We start from the raw sequence: 19,724 nt of genomic DNA, 5'->3' as shown, positions 1-19,724 counted from the left end.
CTTCCCCGCGAAGGGGTCGCCAGCGGATTCAGCAGGCAATTGCAAATTGCTCTTATTCAAACATCCCCATTTTGCTAAGCTTGCACGCCGGTTTTTCGCTCACGCCCAGGATTCTCGATGTCCTCGTCGCTGTCCCGACTCCCACTTCTGCTGCTGGTCACCGTCCTGGCCGCCTGTGACGACGCTCCGCGTTTCACCCAGGCCGAGCCCGGCGAAGCGCTGTCCGGCGGCAAGGCGACGATCCTGCGCAGCGACCGCAACGCCTTCTCGATGCCCTCGGCCAACCTCACGCCCGAGCGACGCCTGGACTTCAGCGTCGGCAACAGCTTCTTCCGCAGCCCCTGGGTGATCGCGCCTTCGACCACCACTGCCCGCGATGGCCTGGGCCCGCTGTTCAACACCAACGCCTGCCAGAACTGCCACATCCGCGACGGCCGTGGTCATCCGCCTGAGGCCGACGCCCGCAATGCCGTCTCCATGCTGGTGCGCCTGTCGATCCCCGACCAGCCGCAGTTCGTCAAGGAAATCGAGCGCCTCGGCGTGGTTCCCGAGCCGGTCTACGGCACGCAACTGCAAGACATGTCGATCCCAGGCGTGCCGCCGGAAGGCAAGGTGCGGGTCAGCTATGAGCACGAAACGGTCAGGTTCAACGATGGCCACCAGGTCGAACTGCGCCGCCCGACCGTGGAGATCACCCAGCTCGGCTACGGCCCGATGCACCCGGACACACGCATCTCCGCCCGCGTCGCCCCGCCCATGATCGGCCTCGGACTGCTCGAGGCCATCCCGGAGGCTGCGCTTTTGGCCAACGAAGACCCGGATGATCGCAACAACGACGGCATCCGCGGCCGCGCCAACCGGGTCTGGGACGATGCCCAGGGCAAGACCGTGGTCGGCCGCTTCGGCTGGAAAGCCGGGCAGCCCAACGTCAACCAGCAGAACGTCCACGCCTTCGCTGGCGACATGGGCCTGACCAGCACGCTCAAACCCGAGGACGATTGCACGCCGGCGCAGGTCGAATGCCGCGCCGCGCCCAACGGTGACGGTGACAACGGCGAAAAGGAAGTCAGCGACAACATCCTGCGCCTGGTGACGTTCTACACCCGCAACCTGGCGGTGCCTGCACGCCGCGAGGTGAATTCGCCGCAGGTGCTGGCCGGCAAGAACCTGTTCTTCCAGGCGGGCTGCCAGGGCTGCCACACACCGCAGTTCACCACCGGTAGCGACAACGTCGAGCCAGAACTGGCCAACCAGGTGATCCGCCCCTACAGCGACCTGCTGCTGCACGACATGGGTCCGGGCCTGGCCGACAACCGCAGCGAGTTCGCCGCCGGTGGCCAGGATTGGCGCACCCCGCCGCTGTGGGGTATCGGCCTGACCGAAACCGTCAGCGGCCACACCCAGTTCCTCCATGACGGTCGCGCCCGCAACCTGCTCGAGGCCGTGCTCTGGCACGGTGGCGAAGCCGAGGCTGCACGCCGTCACGTACTGACCTTCAATGCCGAGCAACGCGCCGCGCTGCTGGCTTTCCTGAACTCACTTTAAACGCGCAAGGAGCCGGGCATGTTCCGACCCAAACTGTTGTTCACCAGCCTCGCCGCCATCGCCCTGGGCGCCTGCTCGCCGCAGGACCAGCAGGCGGTGACCTCCGCCGCCATCGCCCAGCAGGTGATCCTGCCGACCTACAGCCGCTGGGTCGAGGCCGACCGCCAACTGGCCGCCAGCGCCCTGGCCTATTGCGAAGGCAAGCAGAGCCTGGACACCGCCCGCGCCGACTTCCTCAACGCGCAGAAGGCCTGGGCCGAACTGCAGCCGCTGCTGGTCGGCCCATTGGCCGAAGGCAACCGCGCCTGGCAAGTGCAGTTCTGGCCCGACAAGAAGAACCTGGTCGGTCGCCAGGTCGAGCAACTGGTCAGCGGCGACAAGCCGGTCGATGCCGATGCTCTCGGCAAGGCCAGCGTCGTGGTCCGTGGCCTGTCGGCCTACGAGTACATCCTCTTCGACAGCAAGCCGGACATCGCCACCGCCGAGCAGAAAGCCCGCTACTGCCCGCTGCTGGTGGCCATCGCCGAACACCAGAAAGCCCTGGCCGAAGACATTCTCAAGAGCTGGAACAGCACCGATGGCATGCTGTCGCAGATGACCAAGTTCCCCAACCAGCGCTACGCCGATTCGCATGAAGCGATCGCCGACCTGCTGCGCGCGCAGGTTACCGCCCTGGACACGCTGAAGAAGAAACTCGGCGCCCCCATGGGCCGTCAGAGCAAGGGCATCCCTCAGCCCCTGCAGGCCGAAGCCTGGCGCAGCCACTCCTCGCTCAAGAGCCTGGAGGCTTCGCTCAAGGCTGCCGAAGCCGTCTGGACCGGCGTCGACAACAAAGGCCTGCGCGGTTTGCTGGGCAAGGATCAGAGCGCGCTGGCGCAAAAGATCGACGATGCCTACGCCACGGCTGCCAAACTGCTGGCCGACAACCAGAAGACCCTGGGCGAACTGCTCGCCGACGATGCCGGCAAACAGACCCTCAACCAGATCTACGACAGCCTCAACGTCGTCCATCGCCTGCACGAAGGTGAGCTGGCCAAGGCGTTGAACATCCAGCTGGGCTTCAATGCCAACGACGGTGACTGATCATGCTGCGACGCCAGGCCCTCAAACTCGGTAGCGTGCTGCTCAGCGCCCTGACGCTCGGCGGCTGGACCCTGCTGCGCAACAAGGGCAGCGAGCCCCTGCTGCTGTCGGCGCGTGACGATGCCGATGGCGGCCACCATGCCGTAGGCTACCGCCTCGACGGTACCCAGGTGTTCGCCACCCAGGTGGCCCAGCGTTGCCATGCGATCATCCATCACCCCGAGCAGCCGATCGCCCTGTTCGTCGCCCGTCGCCCGGGTACCGAAAGCTACCTGATCGACCTGCGCGACGGGCGTCTGCTGCAGACGCTCACCTCGCAACCGAACCGGCACTTCTACGGCCATGCGGTCATCCACAAGGATGGCGAATGGCTATACGCCACCGAAAACGACACCACCGACCCCGGGCGCGGGGTGCTCGGCGTCTACCGCTTCGAGGGTCAGCGCCTGGTACACAGCGGAGAGATCTCCACCCATGGCGTCGGCCCCCATGAGGTGGCCTGGATGCCCGACGGCGAAACCCTGGTGGTGGCCAACGGTGGCATCCGCACCGAGGCCGAAAGCCGGGTAGAGATGAACCTCGACGCCATGGAGCCGAGCCTGGTGCTGATGCAGCGTGATGGCACGCTGCTTAGCAAGGAGACGCTGGCCCAGCAGATGAACAGCGTGCGCCATCTCGCGGTGGGCAACGACGGCACCGTCCTTGCCTGCCAGCAGTTCATGGGAGGTTCTGAAGAAACCGCCGAACTGCTGGCGATCAAACGCCCGGGCGAGGCATTCAAGCCGTTCCCGGTGCCGGAGCATCAGTTGCAGTCCATGGCCCAGTACACCGCCAGCGTCGCCGTGCACAGTGACCTGCGCCTGGTGGCACTGACTGCACCGCGGGCCAACCGCCTGTTCATCTGGGACCTGGACAGCGGCGCGGTGAAGCTCGATGCACCGATGCCCGACTGCGCCGGGGTCGGCGCGGTCAAGGACGGCTTCGTCGTCACCTCCGGGCAGGGGCGCTGCCGCTATTACGACTGCCGCAAGGCCGAGCTGGTCGGGCAGCCGATGAACCTGCCGTCCGGGCTGTGGGACAATCACCTGCATCTGGTCTGATTCAGCACTGGCCACACCGGCCCTATCGCGGGACGAGCCCGCTCCCACAGGCCCGGCATCCACGGGTAGTGGGAGCAGGCTCGACCTGCCCAGTCGATAGATCTCCCACTTCCCGAAAAACAGTCAATACTTCCCTTCATCCGCACGTGGGCAGGAACGCCCGTGTTCGTGCCATACCCATAACAATCACATCCAAGGAACCGGACCATGCTACGCCGCCGCATGCTGATCATGTTGGCCGTGGTGCTGCTGATCGTGCTCGCCCTGGGGGGCATCAAGGCCTTTTCGATCTACCGCCAGATCCAGGTCTTTTCCGCCCCCAAACCCGCGATCAGCGTCGCCGCCGCCAAGGCCGAACAACGCCAGTGGCAGGAGCGCCTGCCCGCGGTCGGCAGCCTCAAGGCGCTGCAGGGCGTCGAGCTCAGCCTGGAAGTGGCAGGGACGGTCAAGCGCCTGCATTTCGATTCCGGGCAACAGGTCAAGGTCGGGCAACTGCTGCTCGAACTGGACAGCGAACAGGAGGCCGCGCTGCTGGGCACCGCCCAGGCCGACCTGGGCCTGGCCAAGGTCGATTTCGGCCGCGGCAGCCAGTTGGTAGGCGACTCGGCCATCTCCCGCGGTGAGTTCGACCGCCTCACCGCCCAGTACCGGCGCAACCAGGCCGTGGTCGAACAGCTCAAGGCCTCGCTGGCCAAAAAAAGCATGAAGGCGCCGTTCAGCGGCACCATCGGCATTCGCCAGGTGGATGTCGGCGACTATCTGGCCAGCGGCACGGTGATTGCCACGCTGCAGGACCTTTCCAGCCTCTACGTCGACTTCAACGTGCCCGAACAGGCACTGCCACAGTTGTCCCTCGACCAGCAGGTGCTGGTGCAGGTGGCGGCTTTCCCCGGCCAGACCTTCCCTGCCCGCCTCAGCGCAATCAACCCCAAGGTCGAGGAAAGCACGCGCAACCTGCTGCTGCGCGCCACCCTGGCCAACCCGGATGGCAAGCTGCTACCGGGCATGTTCGCCAGCTTGCTGGTATTGCTACCCGATCCGCAATTGCAGGTGGTGGTGCCGGAGAGCGCGATCACTTACACCCTCTACGGCAACTCGGTGTATGTGGTCGGCGAGAAGAAGGCCGACGACGGCCAGGCACATCTGGTCGCCGAGCAGCGCACCGTACAGACCGGCGAGCGCCGCGATGGCGTGGTGGTGGTGCGCAAGGGGCTGCAGGCTGGCGAACAGGTGGTCACCGCCGGACAGCTCAAGCTCAGCCCGGGCGCTGCGATACGCATCAGTCAGGACCCGCCCCTGTCGCCCGCCGACGCCCAAGGCGCGGCGGCCCCCCACTGACGCGGAGGCTGGCATGGCATTCACCGACCCGTTCATCCGCCGCCCCGTGCTCGCCAGCGTGGTCAGCCTGCTGATCCTGCTGCTCGGCTTCCAGGCCTGGAGCAAGCTACAGATCCGCCAGTACCCGCAGATGGAAAACGCCCTGATCACGGTAACCACCGCCTACCCCGGTGCCAACGCCGAGACCATTCAGGGCTACATCACCCAACCGCTGCAGCAGAGCCTGGCCAGCGCCGACGGCATCGACTACATGACCTCGGTGAGCCGTCAGAACTTTTCGGTGATCTCGGTCTACGCGCGCATCGGTGCCGACACGGATCGCCTGTTCACCCAACTGCTGGCCAAGGCCAACGAGGTGCGCAACAAGCTGCCGCAGGACTCCGAAGACCCGGTCCTGAGCAAGGAAGCCGCCGATGCCTCGGCGCTGATGTACATCAGCTTCTACAGCAGCGAGATGAGCAACCCGCAGATCACCGACTACCTGTCACGGGTCATCCAGCCCAAGCTTGCGACCCTGCCGGGCATGGCCGAAGCCGAAATCCTCGGCAACCAGGTGTTCGCCATGCGCATCTGGGTCGACCCGGTGAAGCTGGCCGGGTTCGGCCTTTCAGCCACCGACGTGACCAGCGCGGTGCGCCGCTACAACTTCCTGGCTGCCGCCGGCGAGGTGAAGGGCGAATACGTGGTCACCAGCGTCAATGCCACCACCGAACTGAAGTCCGCCGAAGCCTTCGCCGCCCTGCCGGTCAAGACCGTCGGCGACAGTCGTGTGCTGCTCGGCGATGTGGCGCGCATCGAGATGGGCGCGGAGAACTACGACACGGTCAGTTCCTTCGACGGCATCCCGTCTGTCTATATCGGCATAAAGGCCACGCCTTCGGCCAACCCGCTGGAGGTGATCAAGGAGGTGCGGCGAATCATGCCGGACCTGCAAAGCCAGTTGCCCTCGGCACTGAAAGTCTCCATCGCCTACGACGCCACGCTGTTCATCCAGGCTTCCATCGATGAAGTGATCAAGACCCTCGGCGAAGCGGTGCTGATCGTCATCGTCGTGGTGTTCCTGTTCCTCGGTGCGCTGCGCTCGGTGCTGATCCCGGTGATCACCATCCCGCTGTCGATGATCGGCGTGCTGTTCTTCATGCAGATGATGGGGTATTCGCTGAACCTGCTGACCTTGCTGGCCATGGTGCTGGCCATCGGCCTGGTGGTGGACGACGCGATCGTCGTGGTGGAGAACATCCACCGCCATATCGAGGAGGGCAAGACGCCGTTCGAAGCCGCCCTCGAAGGCGCGCGGGAAATCGCCATGCCGGTGGTGTCGATGACCATCACCCTGGCGGCGGTATACGCACCGATCGGCTTCCTCACCGGGCTGACCGGCGCGCTGTTCAAGGAGTTCGCCCTGACCCTGGCGGGTGCGGTGGTGATCTCCGGAATCGTGGCCCTGACTCTGTCACCGATGATGTGCGCCCTGCTGCTGCGCCCCGAGCAGAGCGAGAAAGGCCTGGCCCATCGCCTGGACCAGATCTTCGAGCGCCTGAAAGTGCGTTACCAACGCCTGCTGCACGGCACCCTCGACAGCCGCCCGGTGGTCATCGTCTTCGCCGTGATCATCCTGTGCCTGATCCCGGTACTGCTCAAGTTCACCCAGAACGAGCTGGCGCCCAACGAAGACCAGGGGGTGATCTTCATGATGAGCAGCTCGCCGCAGCCGGCCAACCTGGATTACCTCAACGCCTATACCGACCGTTTCACACCACTGTTCAAGACCTTCCCCGAGTATTACTCCTCGTTCCAGATCAACGGTTTCAATGGGGTACAAAGCGGCATTGGCGGCTTTCTGCTCAAGCCCTGGAACGAGCGCGAACGTACGCAGATGCAACTGCTGCCGCTGGTGCAGGCCAAGCTCGAGGACATCGGCGGGCTGCAGATCTTCGGCTTCAACCTGCCATCGTTGCCGGGTACTGGCGAAGGCCTGCCGTTCCAGTTCGTGCTCAACACCGCAGGCGACTACCCTGCCCTGCTGGAGGTGGCCCAGCGCGTCAAGGAGCGCGCCCAGGCCTCGGGCAAGTTCGCCTTCCTCGACATCGACCTGGCCTTCGACAAGCCCGAAGTGGTGGTCGATATCGACCGGGCCAAGGCGGCGCAGATGGGGGTGTCGATGGACACCCTCGGTGGAACGCTGGCCACCCTGCTGGGCGAGGCGGAGATCAACCGTTTCACCCTCGAAGGGCGCAGCTACAAGGTGATCGCCCAGGTCGAACGGGCCTACCGCGACAACGCCGGCTGGCTGAACAACTATTACGTGAAGAACGATCAGGGCCAGTTATTGCCCCTGTCGACCCTGATCACCCTCAGCGAACGTGCCCGACCACGCCAGCTCAACCAGTTCCAGCAGTTGAACTCGGCGATCATCCAGGGCGTACCTATGGTCAGCATGGGCGAGGCGCTGGATACCATCCGCAACATCGCCCGCGAGGAGGCGCCGGAGGGCTTTGCCTTCGACTATGCCGGCGCCGCGCGGCAGTTCGTCCAGGAAGGCAGTGCCCTGTGGGTGACCTTCGGTCTGGCCCTGGCGATCATCTTCCTGGTGCTGGCCGCACAGTTCGAAAGCTTCCGCGATCCACTGGTGATTCTGGTGACCGTGCCGCTGTCGATCTGTGGCGCACTGCTGCCGCTGTTTCTCGGCGTCTCGAGCATGAACATCTACACCCAGGTCGGGCTGGTGACATTGATCGGGCTGATCAGCAAGCACGGCATCCTGATCGTCGAGTTCGCCAACCAGCTGCGCGAGGAAAAGGGCCTGGGGGTGCGCGAGGCGATCGAGGAAGCCGCGGCGATCCGTCTACGGCCGGTGCTGATGACCACCGCTGCAATGGTATTCGGCATGGTGCCACTGATCCTGGCGACGGGTGCCGGCGCAGTGAGCCGGTTCGACATCGGTATCGTGATTGCCACCGGCATGTCGATCGGCACGCTGTTTACCTTGTTCGTACTACCCTGCGTGTACACCTTGCTGGCGCATCGGACGGTGGCGGACGAGCGCCAAGGGATGGACGGCACAACCCCACGCCCGGAAAGACGACAAACCCATTAGCCAGAAACAACAAGGCCCCGCTTCTGCGGGGCCTTGTGTTCGATGGCTCAACCAAACGGCCGCAGCCCCTGGCGCATCCCAAACAGGAACAACAGCAGGTCATGATCCGGCTGAGCCTGGGCCTGCGCCTGCTCCGGCTTTGTCACCCGCGGTGTGGCACACTGCCCCGCCGCGTCGCTCTTGCTGAACACGGTCGGCCGTGGCACCTCCCAGGCCGCCACGGCCACGCTGGTCACGCCAAGCGCGGCCACCAGGAACAAAGCTCGAGCTAATTCTAGTTTCATCGACCTAACCCTTTGACAGCGCTGCCAAACGCCCTCTCATAAAAGTAGAGCAAGGTTTGCCACTCCGCTTCATTGAACGACGAATGGCGGCGCAGCTGACGCAGATCGTTGTAGGCAGCGCGCTGGCAACTGATGCGGCGGCGGCACTTCTCCAGGTCAAGCAGAGCCACTTCGGCCCGCGCCTGCTCGCCTTCGCCGCTCACCTTGACGAACACATGCTTGCCGTACAGGCAGCCGTGCTGCCAGTGGCCCAGATGCATCCGCGCCAGATTGTCAGCCAGGTCCTTGAGCATGCGCTCATGCAGCACCTGCGGGTAATGCTCACGGGCGCCCTGGGCGAGCCAGGTGTCGAGATCGACGAATCCATCCAGCGCTTCACTGACCAGCAGTGCCCGCCATTGGTGCTCGGCGTCGCGCTCGGCACCAGCAAAGACGATGCGCGGCACCCGAACCCCCAACTGCTCGAAACTGTTCAGGGCGTCCAGCTCTCGCAACACCGTGGGCCGACCAAAAGGATGCAGCAGGCTGCGGTAGATGTGCCCGACCTGGCGCTTGGCATAGAGCAGGTGGCCGTTGCCATCATCCAGGCGTTGCACGCCACTTTCGCCGCCACGTCGCTGATTGGGCTCCTCGACCCATTCCCCCTGCTGTTGCCAGTAGAAGTCGAATTGCGACACCTGCCCCTGAGTTGTTGCCATGGATCCCTCACCCCTTTCGCAATACATAGACTCGCCACATGGCATAGAACGGCAGGAAGTCGAGACGTTCCTGAATCCTGAAGCCTGCTGTCACAAATTCTTCTTCAACCGTAGCAGCAGGTAACACAAAGCGATTCTGGTAACTGTCCTGCTCCGCCTTGGCGCTGCGTCGTTGTTCGAGCTTCTTGCGACGCCATGCCTTGAAATTGCCATCCACCCACAACGACAGGATCACACTATCGCGGCTAACTCTTTGAAATTCAGAAAGAATTGTCTTGCGATGGGCCGGATCACCGATGTGGTGGAACAATCGCATGCAGAAAATGCTGTCTACCGAGTTGTCCGGCAGGTCGATGGCAAAGGCTGAGGTCTGCAAGGGGCGTACCCGCTCGACCACGGCTGGCGGTTGCGACGCACAGGCTGTCTCGATCATCGCGGCGGAATTGTCGGCGCCAATGATCACGCGGTTGGGTTTTTCTGCCAGCAAAGGCCAGAAACGGCCGGCGCCGCATGGCAGGTCGAGTACCAGGCCCGGCTCACCGGCGAGCGTCAGGGCGCGGCGAGCAAGCTGCTCGTCACGGGTGTGGGAAAGGCGACGGGCCAGGCCATCCTGATGCTTGATGAAGTACTCACGGGCGTGCTGCTGATCGTACTTTTCGGAAAACTCGAGTTTGATAGGGCTACGCATGGGACATCTCCTGACTCAATGCCGACCACATTAGGTGGGCAAGCGTTGGCATCAGGTCATCGCCATGTGAAAAAACTGTCACACGAAAGGGTTAATTCTTACGAAGCATTACACAACATTCTGTATCGGGGCCGTAGTACTGCCCCGATTTCTACTGCAACGTGGCATCGGTTTCCTGCTCATGCGACAGCGCGGTGCCCTGGCTCAGGTCCACCTGGAAGCGGCAGCCGTGGGGCGAGGTGGCGGTCAGGGTCACGCGCCAGCCTTGGTCGTCACAGATCCGCTGCACCAGCGAAAGCCCCAGGCCGAGCCCTTCGCCACGCCGCTCGTCACCGCGCACGAAAGGTTTGAACATTGCCTCGCGCTGTTCCTCGGGAATGCCCACGCCACTGTCTTCGACACTGAAACCATGAGCCTCCAGGCTCAGGCGGATATAACCGGTATCGGTGTAATGCGCTGCGTTGCGCAGCAGGTTGCCCATCACCGATTGCAGGAAGGTGGCGTTATACAAGGTCGGGCTGGCACTGACACGGCCATCGTAGTAAAGCGTCAGGCCCTTCTGCTCGATGGTATCGCGCCAGACGCCGATCAGGTCATCAGCCACCTCGCGCAGGCTGGCCCTCGAGGCCACCGCGCCTTCGTCACGCTGGGCCCGGGCCAGCATGAGGAAGGTCTTGACCAGCTCGCGCATCTCCTCGGTGGCGCGGGCAATCCGTTCCACCTGGGCACGTGACCGGCTGTCCAGGCCGGTGTTCTCCATCAGCAGTTCGCAGGAGGTTGCCAGCACCATCAGTGGGGTGCGCAGTTCATGGCTGACATCGCTGGTGAACAGTCGCTCGCGGGTCAGCGCATCGCGCAAGCGGCCCAGGGTGTCGTCGAAAGCCACCGCCAACTGCCCCACTTCGTCGGCGGCATAGTCCGGCGCCAGCGGCGGCGCCAACCCGAGCAACTGGTCACGATGGCGGACTTGCCGCGCCAGGCGAATCACTGGCGCCATGACCCGTCGCGCCAGCAACCAGCCAAGGAAGGCCGCCAGCACCAGGCTGAGCAGGAAGCCCACGACCACCACGGCGAACAGCACCCGCTCGCGCTCCTCGAAATCGCTCTGGTCCTGCAACAGTACATAGCGACGACCGTCCACGACCTCGACCATGGCGTGGTAGGAGAGCTGGTCACGGAACACTTCGTGGAACCCCGCATCGAGATGCCGCAGGTCCTTGGGCAACTCGAAATCATCGCGACCACCGCTGAAGTAGAACAACTGGTCAGGGCGCGGGCGATGGCTCCAGTCACTGACGCTGTCCATGCGCAGCAGGCGCTGCAGATCGCCCCCCAGCACCGAGGAAATCAGACGCTCTTCGACCAGGTGAACAGTGGCGACGATACCGAAGGCAAACGCACCGGCAACCAGTGCGCTCATCAGTGCAAAGGCAATGATGATGCGTTGGGCAAGGCTCTGCTTAAACTCCATCGCGACCCTCGGCGAGGCGATAGCCGACGCCATGGACGGTATGCAGCAGGGGCTTTTCGAACGGTTTGTCGATCACCTGGCGCAGTTGATGGACATGGCTGCGCAAGCTGTCGCTATCGGGGCAGTCGTCGCCCCACAGGGCTTCTTCGAGCACTTCGCGGCGCAGCACGTGCGGGCTCTTCTGCATCAGCACCGCCAGCAACTTCAGGCCGACCGGGTTGAGTTTGAGCAGTTTGCCCTGACGGGTGACTTCCAGCGTGTCGAGGTCGTAGCTCAGGTCTGCAACCTGCAGCGTACGCCGACCACCGCCCTGGGCGCGACGCAGTACCGCCTCGATGCGCGCGGCCAACTCGGACAGGGCGAAAGGCTTGAGCAGGTAATCGTCGGCCCCCGAGCGGAAGCCCTGCAGGCGATCGTCAAGCTGGTCGCGGGCGGTCAGCATGATCACCGGGGTGTCGCGGCGGGCGTCTTCGCGCAGGCGCTTGCACAGGGTGTAGCCATCGATACCGGGCAGCATGATATCGAGGACGATCAGGTCATAGTGTTCGGTCGCGGCCAGGTGCAGGCCCGACAGGCCGTCCTGGGCACAGTCGACGGTATAGCCTTTCATGCCCAGGTAATCAGCCAGGTTGGCGAGGATATCGCGGTTGTCTTCAACCAGTAGAATGCGCATCGGGGTCTCCTGTGCGGCGCTTCGCTGTGCGCGGCAGGCGCAGCTTACGGCCATTGGCCAGGCATCGCCAGCCTTGGTGGAAAAACAGCGCAACTGACGCTTTTTTCACTGATCCTTCACGCACACAGCATAGCAACGGACCGAAAATGCCCGATCCTTCATGCCTTCCCCTTGCCTGTGGAGCCTTCATGCACACCGCCCGCCCCCGCCCGATCAACCCCTGGCTGTACCTTGGCATCCCCCTGGCTACCGCGCTGGTTCTGCTGCTGCTCGAGGCCACATCGCTGGACATGGACGTGGCCAACCTGATGTTCGATCCGTCGGTGGGTCAGTTCATCGGGCGCCATAGCTACTTCCTCGAGACCATCCTGCATGACCGCGTCAAGCAGGCGGTGATCGGTGTCGGGCTGCTGGCGGTGGTGGCGTTCATCGCCAGTTTCTTCTGGTCACGGCTGGGTAACTGGCGTCGCGAACTGGGTTGCCTGGTGCTGGCCCTGGGCCTGTCCACGGGGTTTGTCACGCCGCTAAAGCAACTGACTGCAGTACAGTGCCCTTGGAGCCTGACCCAGTTTGGCGGCAAGGAAACCTACAGCAAACTGCTCGAAGCACGACCAGCGACCGACAAACCAGGGCTCTGCTGGCCCGGCGGCCATGCAGCGACCGGTTTCAGCCTGTTCGCATTGTTCTTCGTGCTGCGTGACCGCAAGCCTCGCCTGGCGCGTGGTGCCTTTGCCCTCGCGGCGGGTGTCGGGGTGGTGCTGTCGATAGGCCGGATGATGCAGGGCGCGCACTTTCTCTCGCACAACGTCTGGACCGCAGTGTTCTGCTGGTTGATCGGATTGGGCTGCTATTACCTGGTGCTCTATCGCAGGGGAATGGCGCGGCTGACCGTGGCTGAGCGCGGCATTGCCTGAGTCGACGCAGGTCTGACAAGCGCCCATGAAAAAGCCCCGCACAAGGCGGGGCTTTTTCATGCAGCTAGGGGCCAGGGCTGGCTTACATCATGCCGCCCATGCCACCCATGCCGCCCATGTCTGGCATGCCGCCAGCAGCTGGCTTGTCTTCCGGCAGGTCAGCAACCATGGCCTCGGTGGTGATCATCAGACCACCGATCGAAGCAGCGGCTTGCAGCGCCGAACGGGTGACCTTGGCTGGGTCCAGGATGCCCATCTCGATCATGTCGCCGTACTCGCCGGTCGCGGCGTTGTAGCCGTAGTTGCCCGAACCCTGCTTGACCTTGTCGGCCACAACGCTTGGCTCGTCGCCGGCGTTGGCAGTGATCTGACGCAGCGGCGCTTCGACAGCGCGACGCAGCAGGGAGATACCGACGTTCTGGTCTTCGTTGTCGCCTTTGAGCTCGGCAATGGCTGCCAGGGCGCGAACCAGGGCAACACCACCGCCAGGCACCACGCCTTCTTCAACGGCTGCACGGGTAGCGTGCAGGGCGTCTTCAACGCGGGCTTTCTTCTCTTTCATCTCGACTTCGGTGCCAGCACCGACCTTGATCACGGCAACACCGCCAGCCAGCTTGGCCAGACGCTCTTGCAGCTTCTCACGGTCGTAGTCCGAGGAAGTCTCTTCGATCTGGGCACGGATCTGCTTGACGCGTGCTTCGATGTCGGCGTCAACGCCAGCACCGTCGATGATGGTGGTGTTTTCCTTGGACAGGATGACGCGCTTGGCGTTGCCCAGGTGCTCCAGGGTGGTGGTTTCCAGGGTCAGGCCGATTTCCTCGGAGATGACCTGGCCGCCGGTCAGGACGGCGATGTCCTGCAGCATGGCCTTGCGGCGGTCGCCAAAGCCTGGGGCCTTGACCGCAGCAACCTTGACGATGCCGCGCATGTTGTTGACCACCAGAGTAGCCAGGGCTTCGCCTTCGACGTCTTCGGCGACGATCAGCAGCGGACGGCCCGACTTGGCGACGGCTTCAAGAACCGGCAGCAGTTCGCGGATGTTCGAGATCTTCTTGTCGACCAGCAGCAGCAGCGGGCTTTCGAGCTCGGCAACCATGGTGTCAGGCTTGTTGATGAAGTACGGCGACAGGTAGCCACGGTCGAACTGCATGCCTTCTACGACGGACAGTTCGTTTTCCAGGCCCGAGCCTTCTTCAACGGTGATCACGCCTTCTTTACCGACTTTTTCCATGGCTTCGGCGATGATTTCACCGATGGAGCTGTCGGAGTTGGCAGAGATGGTGCCGACCTGAGCGATGGCCTTGGAGTCGGCGCATGGCTTGGACAGGTTCTTCAGCTCGGCGACGACGGCAGCGGTGGCCTTGTCGATACCGCGCTTGAGGTCCATCGGGTTCATGCCGGCAGCGACGGCCTTCAGGCCTTCGTTGACGATGGCCTGAGCCAGAACGGTAGCGGTGGTGGTGCCGTCGCCGGCAGCATCGTTGGCCTTGGAAGCAACTTCCTTGACCAGCTGGGCGCCCATGTTCTCGAAGGCGTCCTTCAGTTCGATTTCCTTGGCAACCGAAACACCGTCTTTGGTGATGGTTGGAGCGCCGAAGCTCTTGGCCAGGACAACGTTACGGCCTTTCGGGCCCAGGGTAGCCTTGACAGCGTCAGCCAGAACGTTGACACCAACGAGCATTTTCTTGCGGGCGGAATCGCCGAATTTTACGTCTTTAGCAGCCATGATCGTTTAATCCTTGGAATTCTTTAGCAGGGAAATCGGGGAAATCAGCCTTCGATGACGGCGAGGATTTCGTTCTCGGCCATCACCAGCAGGTCTTCGCCATCGACTTTCACGGTGTTGCTGCCCGAGTAAGGGCCGAAAACCACTTTGTCACCCACTTTCACGGCCAGCGCGCGCACTTCGCCGTTGTCCAGGACGCGACCGGTGCCAACGGCGACGACTTCGCCGCGGTTTGGTTTTTCAGCGGCCGAACCCGGCAGGACGATACCGCCAGCGGTTTTCGATTCTTCTTCGCTGCGACGGATGACGACGCGGTCATGCAGAGGACGAAGCTTCATTGTCGATCTCTCCCAAATTGTGGTTTTCATCGGCCGGTGTCGACACCGGCGGGTTGAGGCTATCCGGCGTTGCCGGTGGGGGCTCGCGGCCTGCGAACCCCGCGTGTCATGTCTGGTGTCGCCACCAGAAACCTTGCGGTGACACATACATGAGGCCGCCCGATTCGATTACAAGGCTTGCCATGGAATTTTTTTAATCTGTGTACACAGGCCGAAAAAAAGCAGGGGCCGCATAGCGGCCCCCCCCCCTGGGTCATTTATCGATCATTTATCGCGGCGCTCGTACTCGCCCTCGATCACGTTCGGACGATGGCCGCCATCGCGCGGCTGCCCGTTGAACGGATCATCCTGGAACGCCCGTTGGCGCGTGGCCTGGGCCTCGGCCCGTTGGCGCAACTTGCGCGCCACCAGATGACGGGTGAATGGCAACAGGCACAGCAGGCCCAGCACGTCGCTGATGAAACCCGGCAGCAGCAGCAGGCCACCACCCACAGCCAGCATCAGGCCCTGGAACATGTCCTCGGCGGGCAGTTCGCCGCGCTGCAGGCTTTCACGGGCGCGCAGCGCCGTTGCAAGACCTGCCAGGCGCATGACCAGCAGGCCGAGGGCGGAACCGGCGATGATCAGCAGCAGCGCCGGGAAGAAACCGATGGCGGCGCTGACTTTGACGAAGACGAACAACTCCAGCACCGGAAAAATCAGGAACAGCAGTAGAAAAGCACGCATCAAGGATTCCTCGACGGAAGAGAACCTTCCAATAAGACCTCAGATGGATGCAACTGCTCGCGATTTCAACCCTCGACTTTCGCCGCAGCCGGCCACTGGTCGGCGCGCGCCAGCAATACCAAGGCCTCGCGCACTTGTGTCGGCGTATTGCAAGTATTCGGGAAGGCCAGCCAGTGAATTGCCTGGCCGATGCGCAGGTGCATGCCCTCGCTGTCGATGCCGACCATCTCGGCCGGTACACTGCGCGGCAGACCGGTGAGCTCGACGTAATGGGCGATGGCGTTGGCATGATCGCTGTTCATGTGCTCGATCATGCTGGCTTCTGCGCCTCCAGCGAATGGATTGGCCAAGGTGACCTCGTCGAGCCAGTGGATTGCGCCGAAACCACCGATGTAGCGATGGCGCACAGGTTCCAGCACCCAGAAATCGAAATCGTGGGCCTTGTGGTAGTTGCTGGCATCCGGGAAGTATCGGTAGTAGCGCGCAGCAGCCGCTTCGATGGCGGCTTGGTCGGTCAGCTTGCGCGCCTCGGCCATCACTGTCAGGCGGCCCACCGCCTGCACGTCTTCGGCGTCACGCTCGCCCACCAGCAGCGAGCACTTGGGGTCTTTCTGCAGGTTATGGGTGTGCTGGGCGATACGGCTGATGAGGATCAGCGGGTGTCCTTGGGCGTCCAGGCAATAAGGCACCACCGAACCGAAGGGGAAGCCGGGCATGGACTTGGACAGGGTCGAGAGCACGCCGCGGTATTCTTCGAGCAGCAGTTCCCGGGCGGGGCGGATGGCGTTGGTACTCACGGGAAACTCCTGGGGCAGCGGACTGGATGGGTGACAAGATAATCATTATCACCGCCGCCTGCCACAGGAGCGCTGTACAGCCCCACGCGAGCGGTCTTACCAGGCCACACCGAAACCTGCGGTGTAGCGGGTCTTGTCCAGGTCGCTGTCGCTGGTGCCCTTGATCAGGTCCTTCTCGGCCTTGAGGTTGAGCGAGGCCCACTCGGTCACCTTGTAGCGCAGGCCCATCTCGGCATCCAGCGAGTAATCGGCGACCGAACCGAAGGGCTTGCCCAGCTCCCCGGTGGTGAAGAACTCGACCTTCTTGCCGATCAGGTAGCGGTTGTAGTCCCACTTCACCGCTGCCGAATAGAAGTTATCCTTGCCGCCGTCGCGGTATTCGTAGTCGGTGCGGTTGATCAGCGAACCAAGCGAGAACGCGCCCAGCTCGTCGTCCCAGAACTGATAGCCCGGGCCAGTACCGACGGTACGCTGGCGCGCCAGATTCTCGATCTGGTCACGCTTGTATTCCAGACGTCCCTGCCAGAACCATTTTTCGGTGAGGAAACGGTCCAGCGCGTACTCGGCGCTCCAGTTGTTGGTGGTGGTGACGTCATCCTTGGTTTCGCGGTTGTACTCGCCTTCGGCGTTGTGCCGCCAGCGACCGTGACGTGCGGTGGTCTTGAAGCTGACATCGTAGTCATCGGTTTCGTTTTCGGCACGCTTGTAGTCCAGCGCCAGGTCGACATTACCTTTCCACAGGAAGTCCTCGACCAGCGGGCGCGGCTTCATGATCTGCTCGATGCTGGCAAGCTCCACGGTCTTGGGCGCCTCACCGTTGGCCAGGGTCACCTTGCCAGGCTCGGCGGCCTTGAGCGACTTGGCCCTCTCGCCCGAGTAAGCATCCTGTTTGACCAGCAGTTCCTGATCGCTCTCGAGTGTCTGAACCTGTTTCCAGTCCAGCGCGATACTGCCGCCATAGGGAGTTTCCAGCAGCAGCTTGCCGCCGTCGAAGACCTTGATCTTGCCACTCAGACGATCACCGTTCTTCATCCAGACGGTGTCAGCCAGCGCGGGCGCAGAGAGGGAAGCAGCGAACAGGCACAGCAAGGCTCTAGAATACATAGGCAGAATTTGCGTTCGGTTGGACAAAAAAAGTCGGGCATTATCCGGATACCCACGACCAGAGCAAGGACAGACCGGGCCTATGCCTACGAGTTCAATTCTCATTTCGTACAACAACTTGTCTATTTCCACCTTCAGATCAGGAATTGCCTGATGTCTGATCAATCGATTCCGCACCCGGACGATCCCGAAGCCCGACGAATGGCGCTTTATTCGGTCCTGGGCCAGATTCCGGAAGGCAAGGTCGTCAGCTATGGCCAGCTCGCCGAACTGGCGGGTCTTGGCCGCGCCGCACGCTGGGTCGGCCGCACCCTGGGGCAATTGCCGGCCGACACGCGCCTGCCGTGGCATCGGGTGCTCGGGGCCGGTGGCCGCCTGAGCCTGCCACTGGGTACGCCGTCGGGCGACGAACAACGCGCCAGGCTGCGCGCGGAGGGCGTGAATGTGGCCAATAATCGAGTGGATATGTCGCGCCATGGCTGGCGCGCAATGGAGCACAGCGGTTAGAGTGCGCGCTTTGTTTTCGCAAACTTGAGGCAGATGTTGGCCCATGCCCCGTAAAACCTGGCGCGCTGCGCTCGCTGCCTATGCCAGCCCGTCTACCCTGGTGCTTTTGTTGCTCGGCTTCGCCGCCGGCATGCCCTACATGCTGGTGTTCTCCACGCTCTCGGTCTGGTTGCGCGAGGCGGGTGTAGCCCGTGAGACCATCGGCTACGCCAGCCTGATCGGTCTGGCCTACGCGTTCAAATGGGTCTGGTCGCCCCTGCTCGACCAATGGCGCCTGCCACTGCTCGGCGGCATGGGACGGCGTCGCTCGTGGCTGCTGCTGTCGCAGGTCCTGGTCGTCATCGGGCTGATCGGCATGGGGCTGTGCGACCCACAGAAACACCTGTCGTGGCTGATCGCCCTCGCGGTGCTGGTAGCCTTCGCCTCGGCCACCCAGGACATCGCCGTCGACGCCTATCGCCTGGAAATCGCCGACGACCAGCGCCAGGCCGCCCTGGCCGCCAGCTACATGGCTGGCTACCGGGTTGCCGCGCTGCTCGCTACTGCAGGTGCACTGTTCTTCGCCGAATGGTTCGGTTCCACCGGTTTCAGCTACCTGCACAAGGCCTGGACCGGTACCTACGTGCTGTTCGGCATCCTCATGTTGCCGGCATTGTTCACCACGCTGGTGATGCGCGAGCCCGCGGTGCCGCTGCGCACCCAACTGTCAGCGGCACGCTACGGGCTGATGCACCAACTGGTGTCAGTGTTCGTGCTGATCGTCCTGCTGGTCTCGGTGCCTGCCAGCTTCACCCAGATGTTCAACACCGACTGGGCCAGCGTGGTGTTCGGCGACTCGACCATGCTCGACCTGCTGCTCGAGGACCGCGCCTTCCTGCGCCTGATCCTCTATGCACTGCTGACCTGGGCCTGCCTGTCTTCCATGGGCCGTCGCGGCCTGGCGCCGGTGCTCACGCCGGTCAACGACTTCATCGTCCGCTACCGCTGGCAGGCCTTGCTGCTGCTGGGGCTGATTGCCACCTACCGGATGTCGGACACCGTGATGGGCGTGATGGCCAACGTGTTCTATATCGACATGGGCTTCACCAAGGACCAGATCGCCAGCGTCAGCAAGATCTTCGGCCTGATCATGACCCTGGTCGGCGCCGGTGTTGGCGGTCTGCTGATCGTGCGCTTCGGTATATTGCCGATCCTGTTCATCGGCGGCGTGGCCTCTGCGGCCACCAACATCCTGTTCGTGATGCTGGCCGATATGGGGCCGAACCTGGAAATGCTGGTGGTGACCATCTCGCTGGACAACTTCAGCTCGGGCATGGCGACCTCAGCGTTCGTCGCCTACCTGTCGAGCCTGACCAACCTGAAGTTCTCGGCGACCCAGTACGCGCTGCTCAGCTCGATCATGCTGTTGCTGCCGCGGCTGATCGGCGGCTATTCGGGGGTGATGGTGGAGAAATTCGGCTATCACAACTTCTTCATGATCACCGCCCTGCTAGGTGTCCCCACACTGATCCTGATCGCCCTGCACTGGCGCCAGGAAGTGGGACGGGGCAAGCAGGCGCAGGCGGAAAGCTCGGTGACCGAGCAGCCCTGACAATCGAGTCGTCCTTTTCGCGGGCAAGTCGGGGCGCCGAACCG

The 19,724-nt window shown here is 63.1% G+C and carries 18 protein-coding genes; 8 read left to right on the top strand and 10 right to left on the bottom strand.

Annotated elements, in window-relative coordinates; genetic code table 11:
* The first annotated feature begins 117 nt into the window (after nt 1-117).
* The 5 genes from ACPZMI_RS01780 to ACPZMI_RS01760 all read left to right on the top strand — a co-directional run bounded on the left by ACPZMI_RS01780 (nt 118) and on the right by ACPZMI_RS01760 (nt 8,163).
* Nucleotides 118-1,545, top strand: coding sequence for a di-heme oxidoreductase family protein (locus tag ACPZMI_RS01780; RefSeq protein WP_426351569.1), 1,428 nt, complete (start codon nt 118-120; stop codon nt 1,543-1,545).
* A gap of 18 nt (nt 1,546-1,563) precedes the next feature.
* Nucleotides 1,564-2,628, top strand: a complete 1,065-nt coding sequence (locus ACPZMI_RS01775) for an imelysin family protein (RefSeq protein WP_186667325.1) — start codon at nt 1,564-1,566, stop codon at nt 2,626-2,628.
* A gap of 2 nt (nt 2,629-2,630) precedes the next feature.
* Nucleotides 2,631-3,728 carry a DUF1513 domain-containing protein gene (locus ACPZMI_RS01770; RefSeq protein WP_186667326.1) on the top strand — a complete coding sequence of 366 codons (1,098 nt, stop codon included), beginning with the start codon at nt 2,631-2,633 and terminating at the stop codon, nt 3,726-3,728.
* Nucleotides 3,729-3,935: 207 nt separating this feature from the next.
* The gene (locus ACPZMI_RS01765) at nt 3,936-5,066 is read left to right on the top strand and encodes an efflux RND transporter periplasmic adaptor subunit (RefSeq protein WP_426351568.1); all 1,131 of its coding nucleotides are present in this window, start codon (nt 3,936-3,938) and stop codon (nt 5,064-5,066) included.
* A gap of 13 nt (nt 5,067-5,079) precedes the next feature.
* A complete protein-coding gene (locus ACPZMI_RS01760; protein ID WP_426351567.1) occupies nt 5,080-8,163 on the top strand; it encodes a multidrug efflux RND transporter permease subunit in 3,084 nt (1,027 codons plus the stop codon).
* Between the two features lie 47 nt (nt 8,164-8,210).
* Here the strand turns inward: ACPZMI_RS01760 and ACPZMI_RS01755 are convergent, their stop codons facing one another.
* From ACPZMI_RS01755 to colR, 5 genes are all read right to left on the bottom strand, one after another.
* The gene (locus ACPZMI_RS01755) at nt 8,211-8,447 is read right to left on the bottom strand and encodes a hypothetical protein (RefSeq protein WP_288374684.1); all 237 of its coding nucleotides are present in this window, start codon (nt 8,445-8,447) and stop codon (nt 8,211-8,213) included.
* Nucleotides 8,444-9,145, bottom strand: coding sequence for a lipopolysaccharide kinase InaA family protein (locus ACPZMI_RS01750; RefSeq protein ID WP_426351566.1), 702 nt, complete (start codon nt 9,143-9,145; stop codon nt 8,444-8,446). Before ACPZMI_RS01750 ends, ACPZMI_RS01755 begins: the two co-directional genes overlap by 4 nt.
* A gap of 7 nt (nt 9,146-9,152) precedes the next feature.
* Nucleotides 9,153-9,833, bottom strand: coding sequence for a class I SAM-dependent methyltransferase (locus ACPZMI_RS01745; protein WP_112899077.1), 681 nt, complete (start codon nt 9,831-9,833; stop codon nt 9,153-9,155).
* Nucleotides 9,834-9,984: 151 nt separating this feature from the next.
* Nucleotides 9,985-11,304, bottom strand: a complete 1,320-nt coding sequence (locus tag ACPZMI_RS01740; protein WP_426351565.1) for a sensor histidine kinase — start codon at nt 11,302-11,304, stop codon at nt 9,985-9,987.
* The gene (gene colR, locus ACPZMI_RS01735) at nt 11,294-11,977 is read right to left on the bottom strand and encodes a two-component system response regulator ColR (RefSeq protein WP_054893830.1); all 684 of its coding nucleotides are present in this window, start codon (nt 11,975-11,977) and stop codon (nt 11,294-11,296) included. Before colR ends, ACPZMI_RS01740 begins: the two co-directional genes overlap by 11 nt.
* Nucleotides 11,978-12,165: 188 nt before the next feature.
* Between colR and ACPZMI_RS01730 the strand changes: the two genes are divergently transcribed.
* Nucleotides 12,166-12,891, top strand: coding sequence for a phosphatase PAP2 family protein (locus ACPZMI_RS01730; RefSeq protein WP_426351564.1), 726 nt, complete (start codon nt 12,166-12,168; stop codon nt 12,889-12,891).
* A gap of 82 nt (nt 12,892-12,973) precedes the next feature.
* Here ACPZMI_RS01730 and groL read toward each other — a convergent pair whose 3' ends face one another.
* The 5 genes from groL to ACPZMI_RS01705 all read right to left on the bottom strand — a co-directional run bounded on the left by groL (nt 12,974) and on the right by ACPZMI_RS01705 (nt 17,582).
* Nucleotides 12,974-14,617, bottom strand: a complete 1,644-nt coding sequence (groL, locus tag ACPZMI_RS01725; RefSeq protein ID WP_186667332.1) for a chaperonin GroEL — start codon at nt 14,615-14,617, stop codon at nt 12,974-12,976.
* Between the two features lie 44 nt (nt 14,618-14,661).
* On the bottom strand, nt 14,662-14,955 hold the full coding sequence (locus ACPZMI_RS01720; RefSeq protein ID WP_029614823.1) for a co-chaperone GroES: 294 nt from the start codon (nt 14,953-14,955) through the stop codon (nt 14,662-14,664).
* 264 nt (nt 14,956-15,219) lie between these two features.
* Complete coding sequence (locus ACPZMI_RS01715; protein ID WP_186667333.1) at nt 15,220-15,681, bottom strand: FxsA family protein; 462 nt, start codon at nt 15,679-15,681, stop codon at nt 15,220-15,222.
* Nucleotides 15,682-15,746: 65 nt separating this feature from the next.
* Nucleotides 15,747-16,478 carry a HugZ family pyridoxamine 5'-phosphate oxidase gene (locus ACPZMI_RS01710; RefSeq protein WP_426351563.1) on the bottom strand — a complete coding sequence of 244 codons (732 nt, stop codon included), beginning with the start codon at nt 16,476-16,478 and terminating at the stop codon, nt 15,747-15,749.
* 96 nt (nt 16,479-16,574) lie between these two features.
* Entirely contained in the window at nt 16,575-17,582 is a 1,008-nt protein-coding gene (locus tag ACPZMI_RS01705) for a DUF481 domain-containing protein (RefSeq protein ID WP_426351562.1), read from the bottom strand.
* A gap of 153 nt (nt 17,583-17,735) precedes the next feature.
* Here ACPZMI_RS01705 and ACPZMI_RS01700 point away from each other — a divergent pair, with 153 nt between their 5' ends.
* Both ACPZMI_RS01700 and ACPZMI_RS01695 read left to right on the top strand, forming a co-directional pair.
* The gene (locus ACPZMI_RS01700) at nt 17,736-18,089 is read left to right on the top strand and encodes an MGMT family protein (protein ID WP_426351561.1); all 354 of its coding nucleotides are present in this window, start codon (nt 17,736-17,738) and stop codon (nt 18,087-18,089) included.
* A 43-nt stretch (nt 18,090-18,132) separates the two neighbouring features.
* A complete protein-coding gene (locus ACPZMI_RS01695; RefSeq protein ID WP_186667337.1) occupies nt 18,133-19,680 on the top strand; it encodes an AmpG family muropeptide MFS transporter in 1,548 nt (515 codons plus the stop codon).
* Nucleotides 19,681-19,724 lie beyond the last annotated feature (44 nt).

The organism is Pseudomonas wayambapalatensis (assembly GCF_049942315.1).
Classification (GTDB): domain Bacteria; phylum Pseudomonadota; class Gammaproteobacteria; order Pseudomonadales; family Pseudomonadaceae; genus Aquipseudomonas; species Aquipseudomonas wayambapalatensis.
The sequence above is the reverse complement of the archived record's forward strand: the minus strand, read 5'-3'. Positions and strand labels throughout refer to the sequence as shown.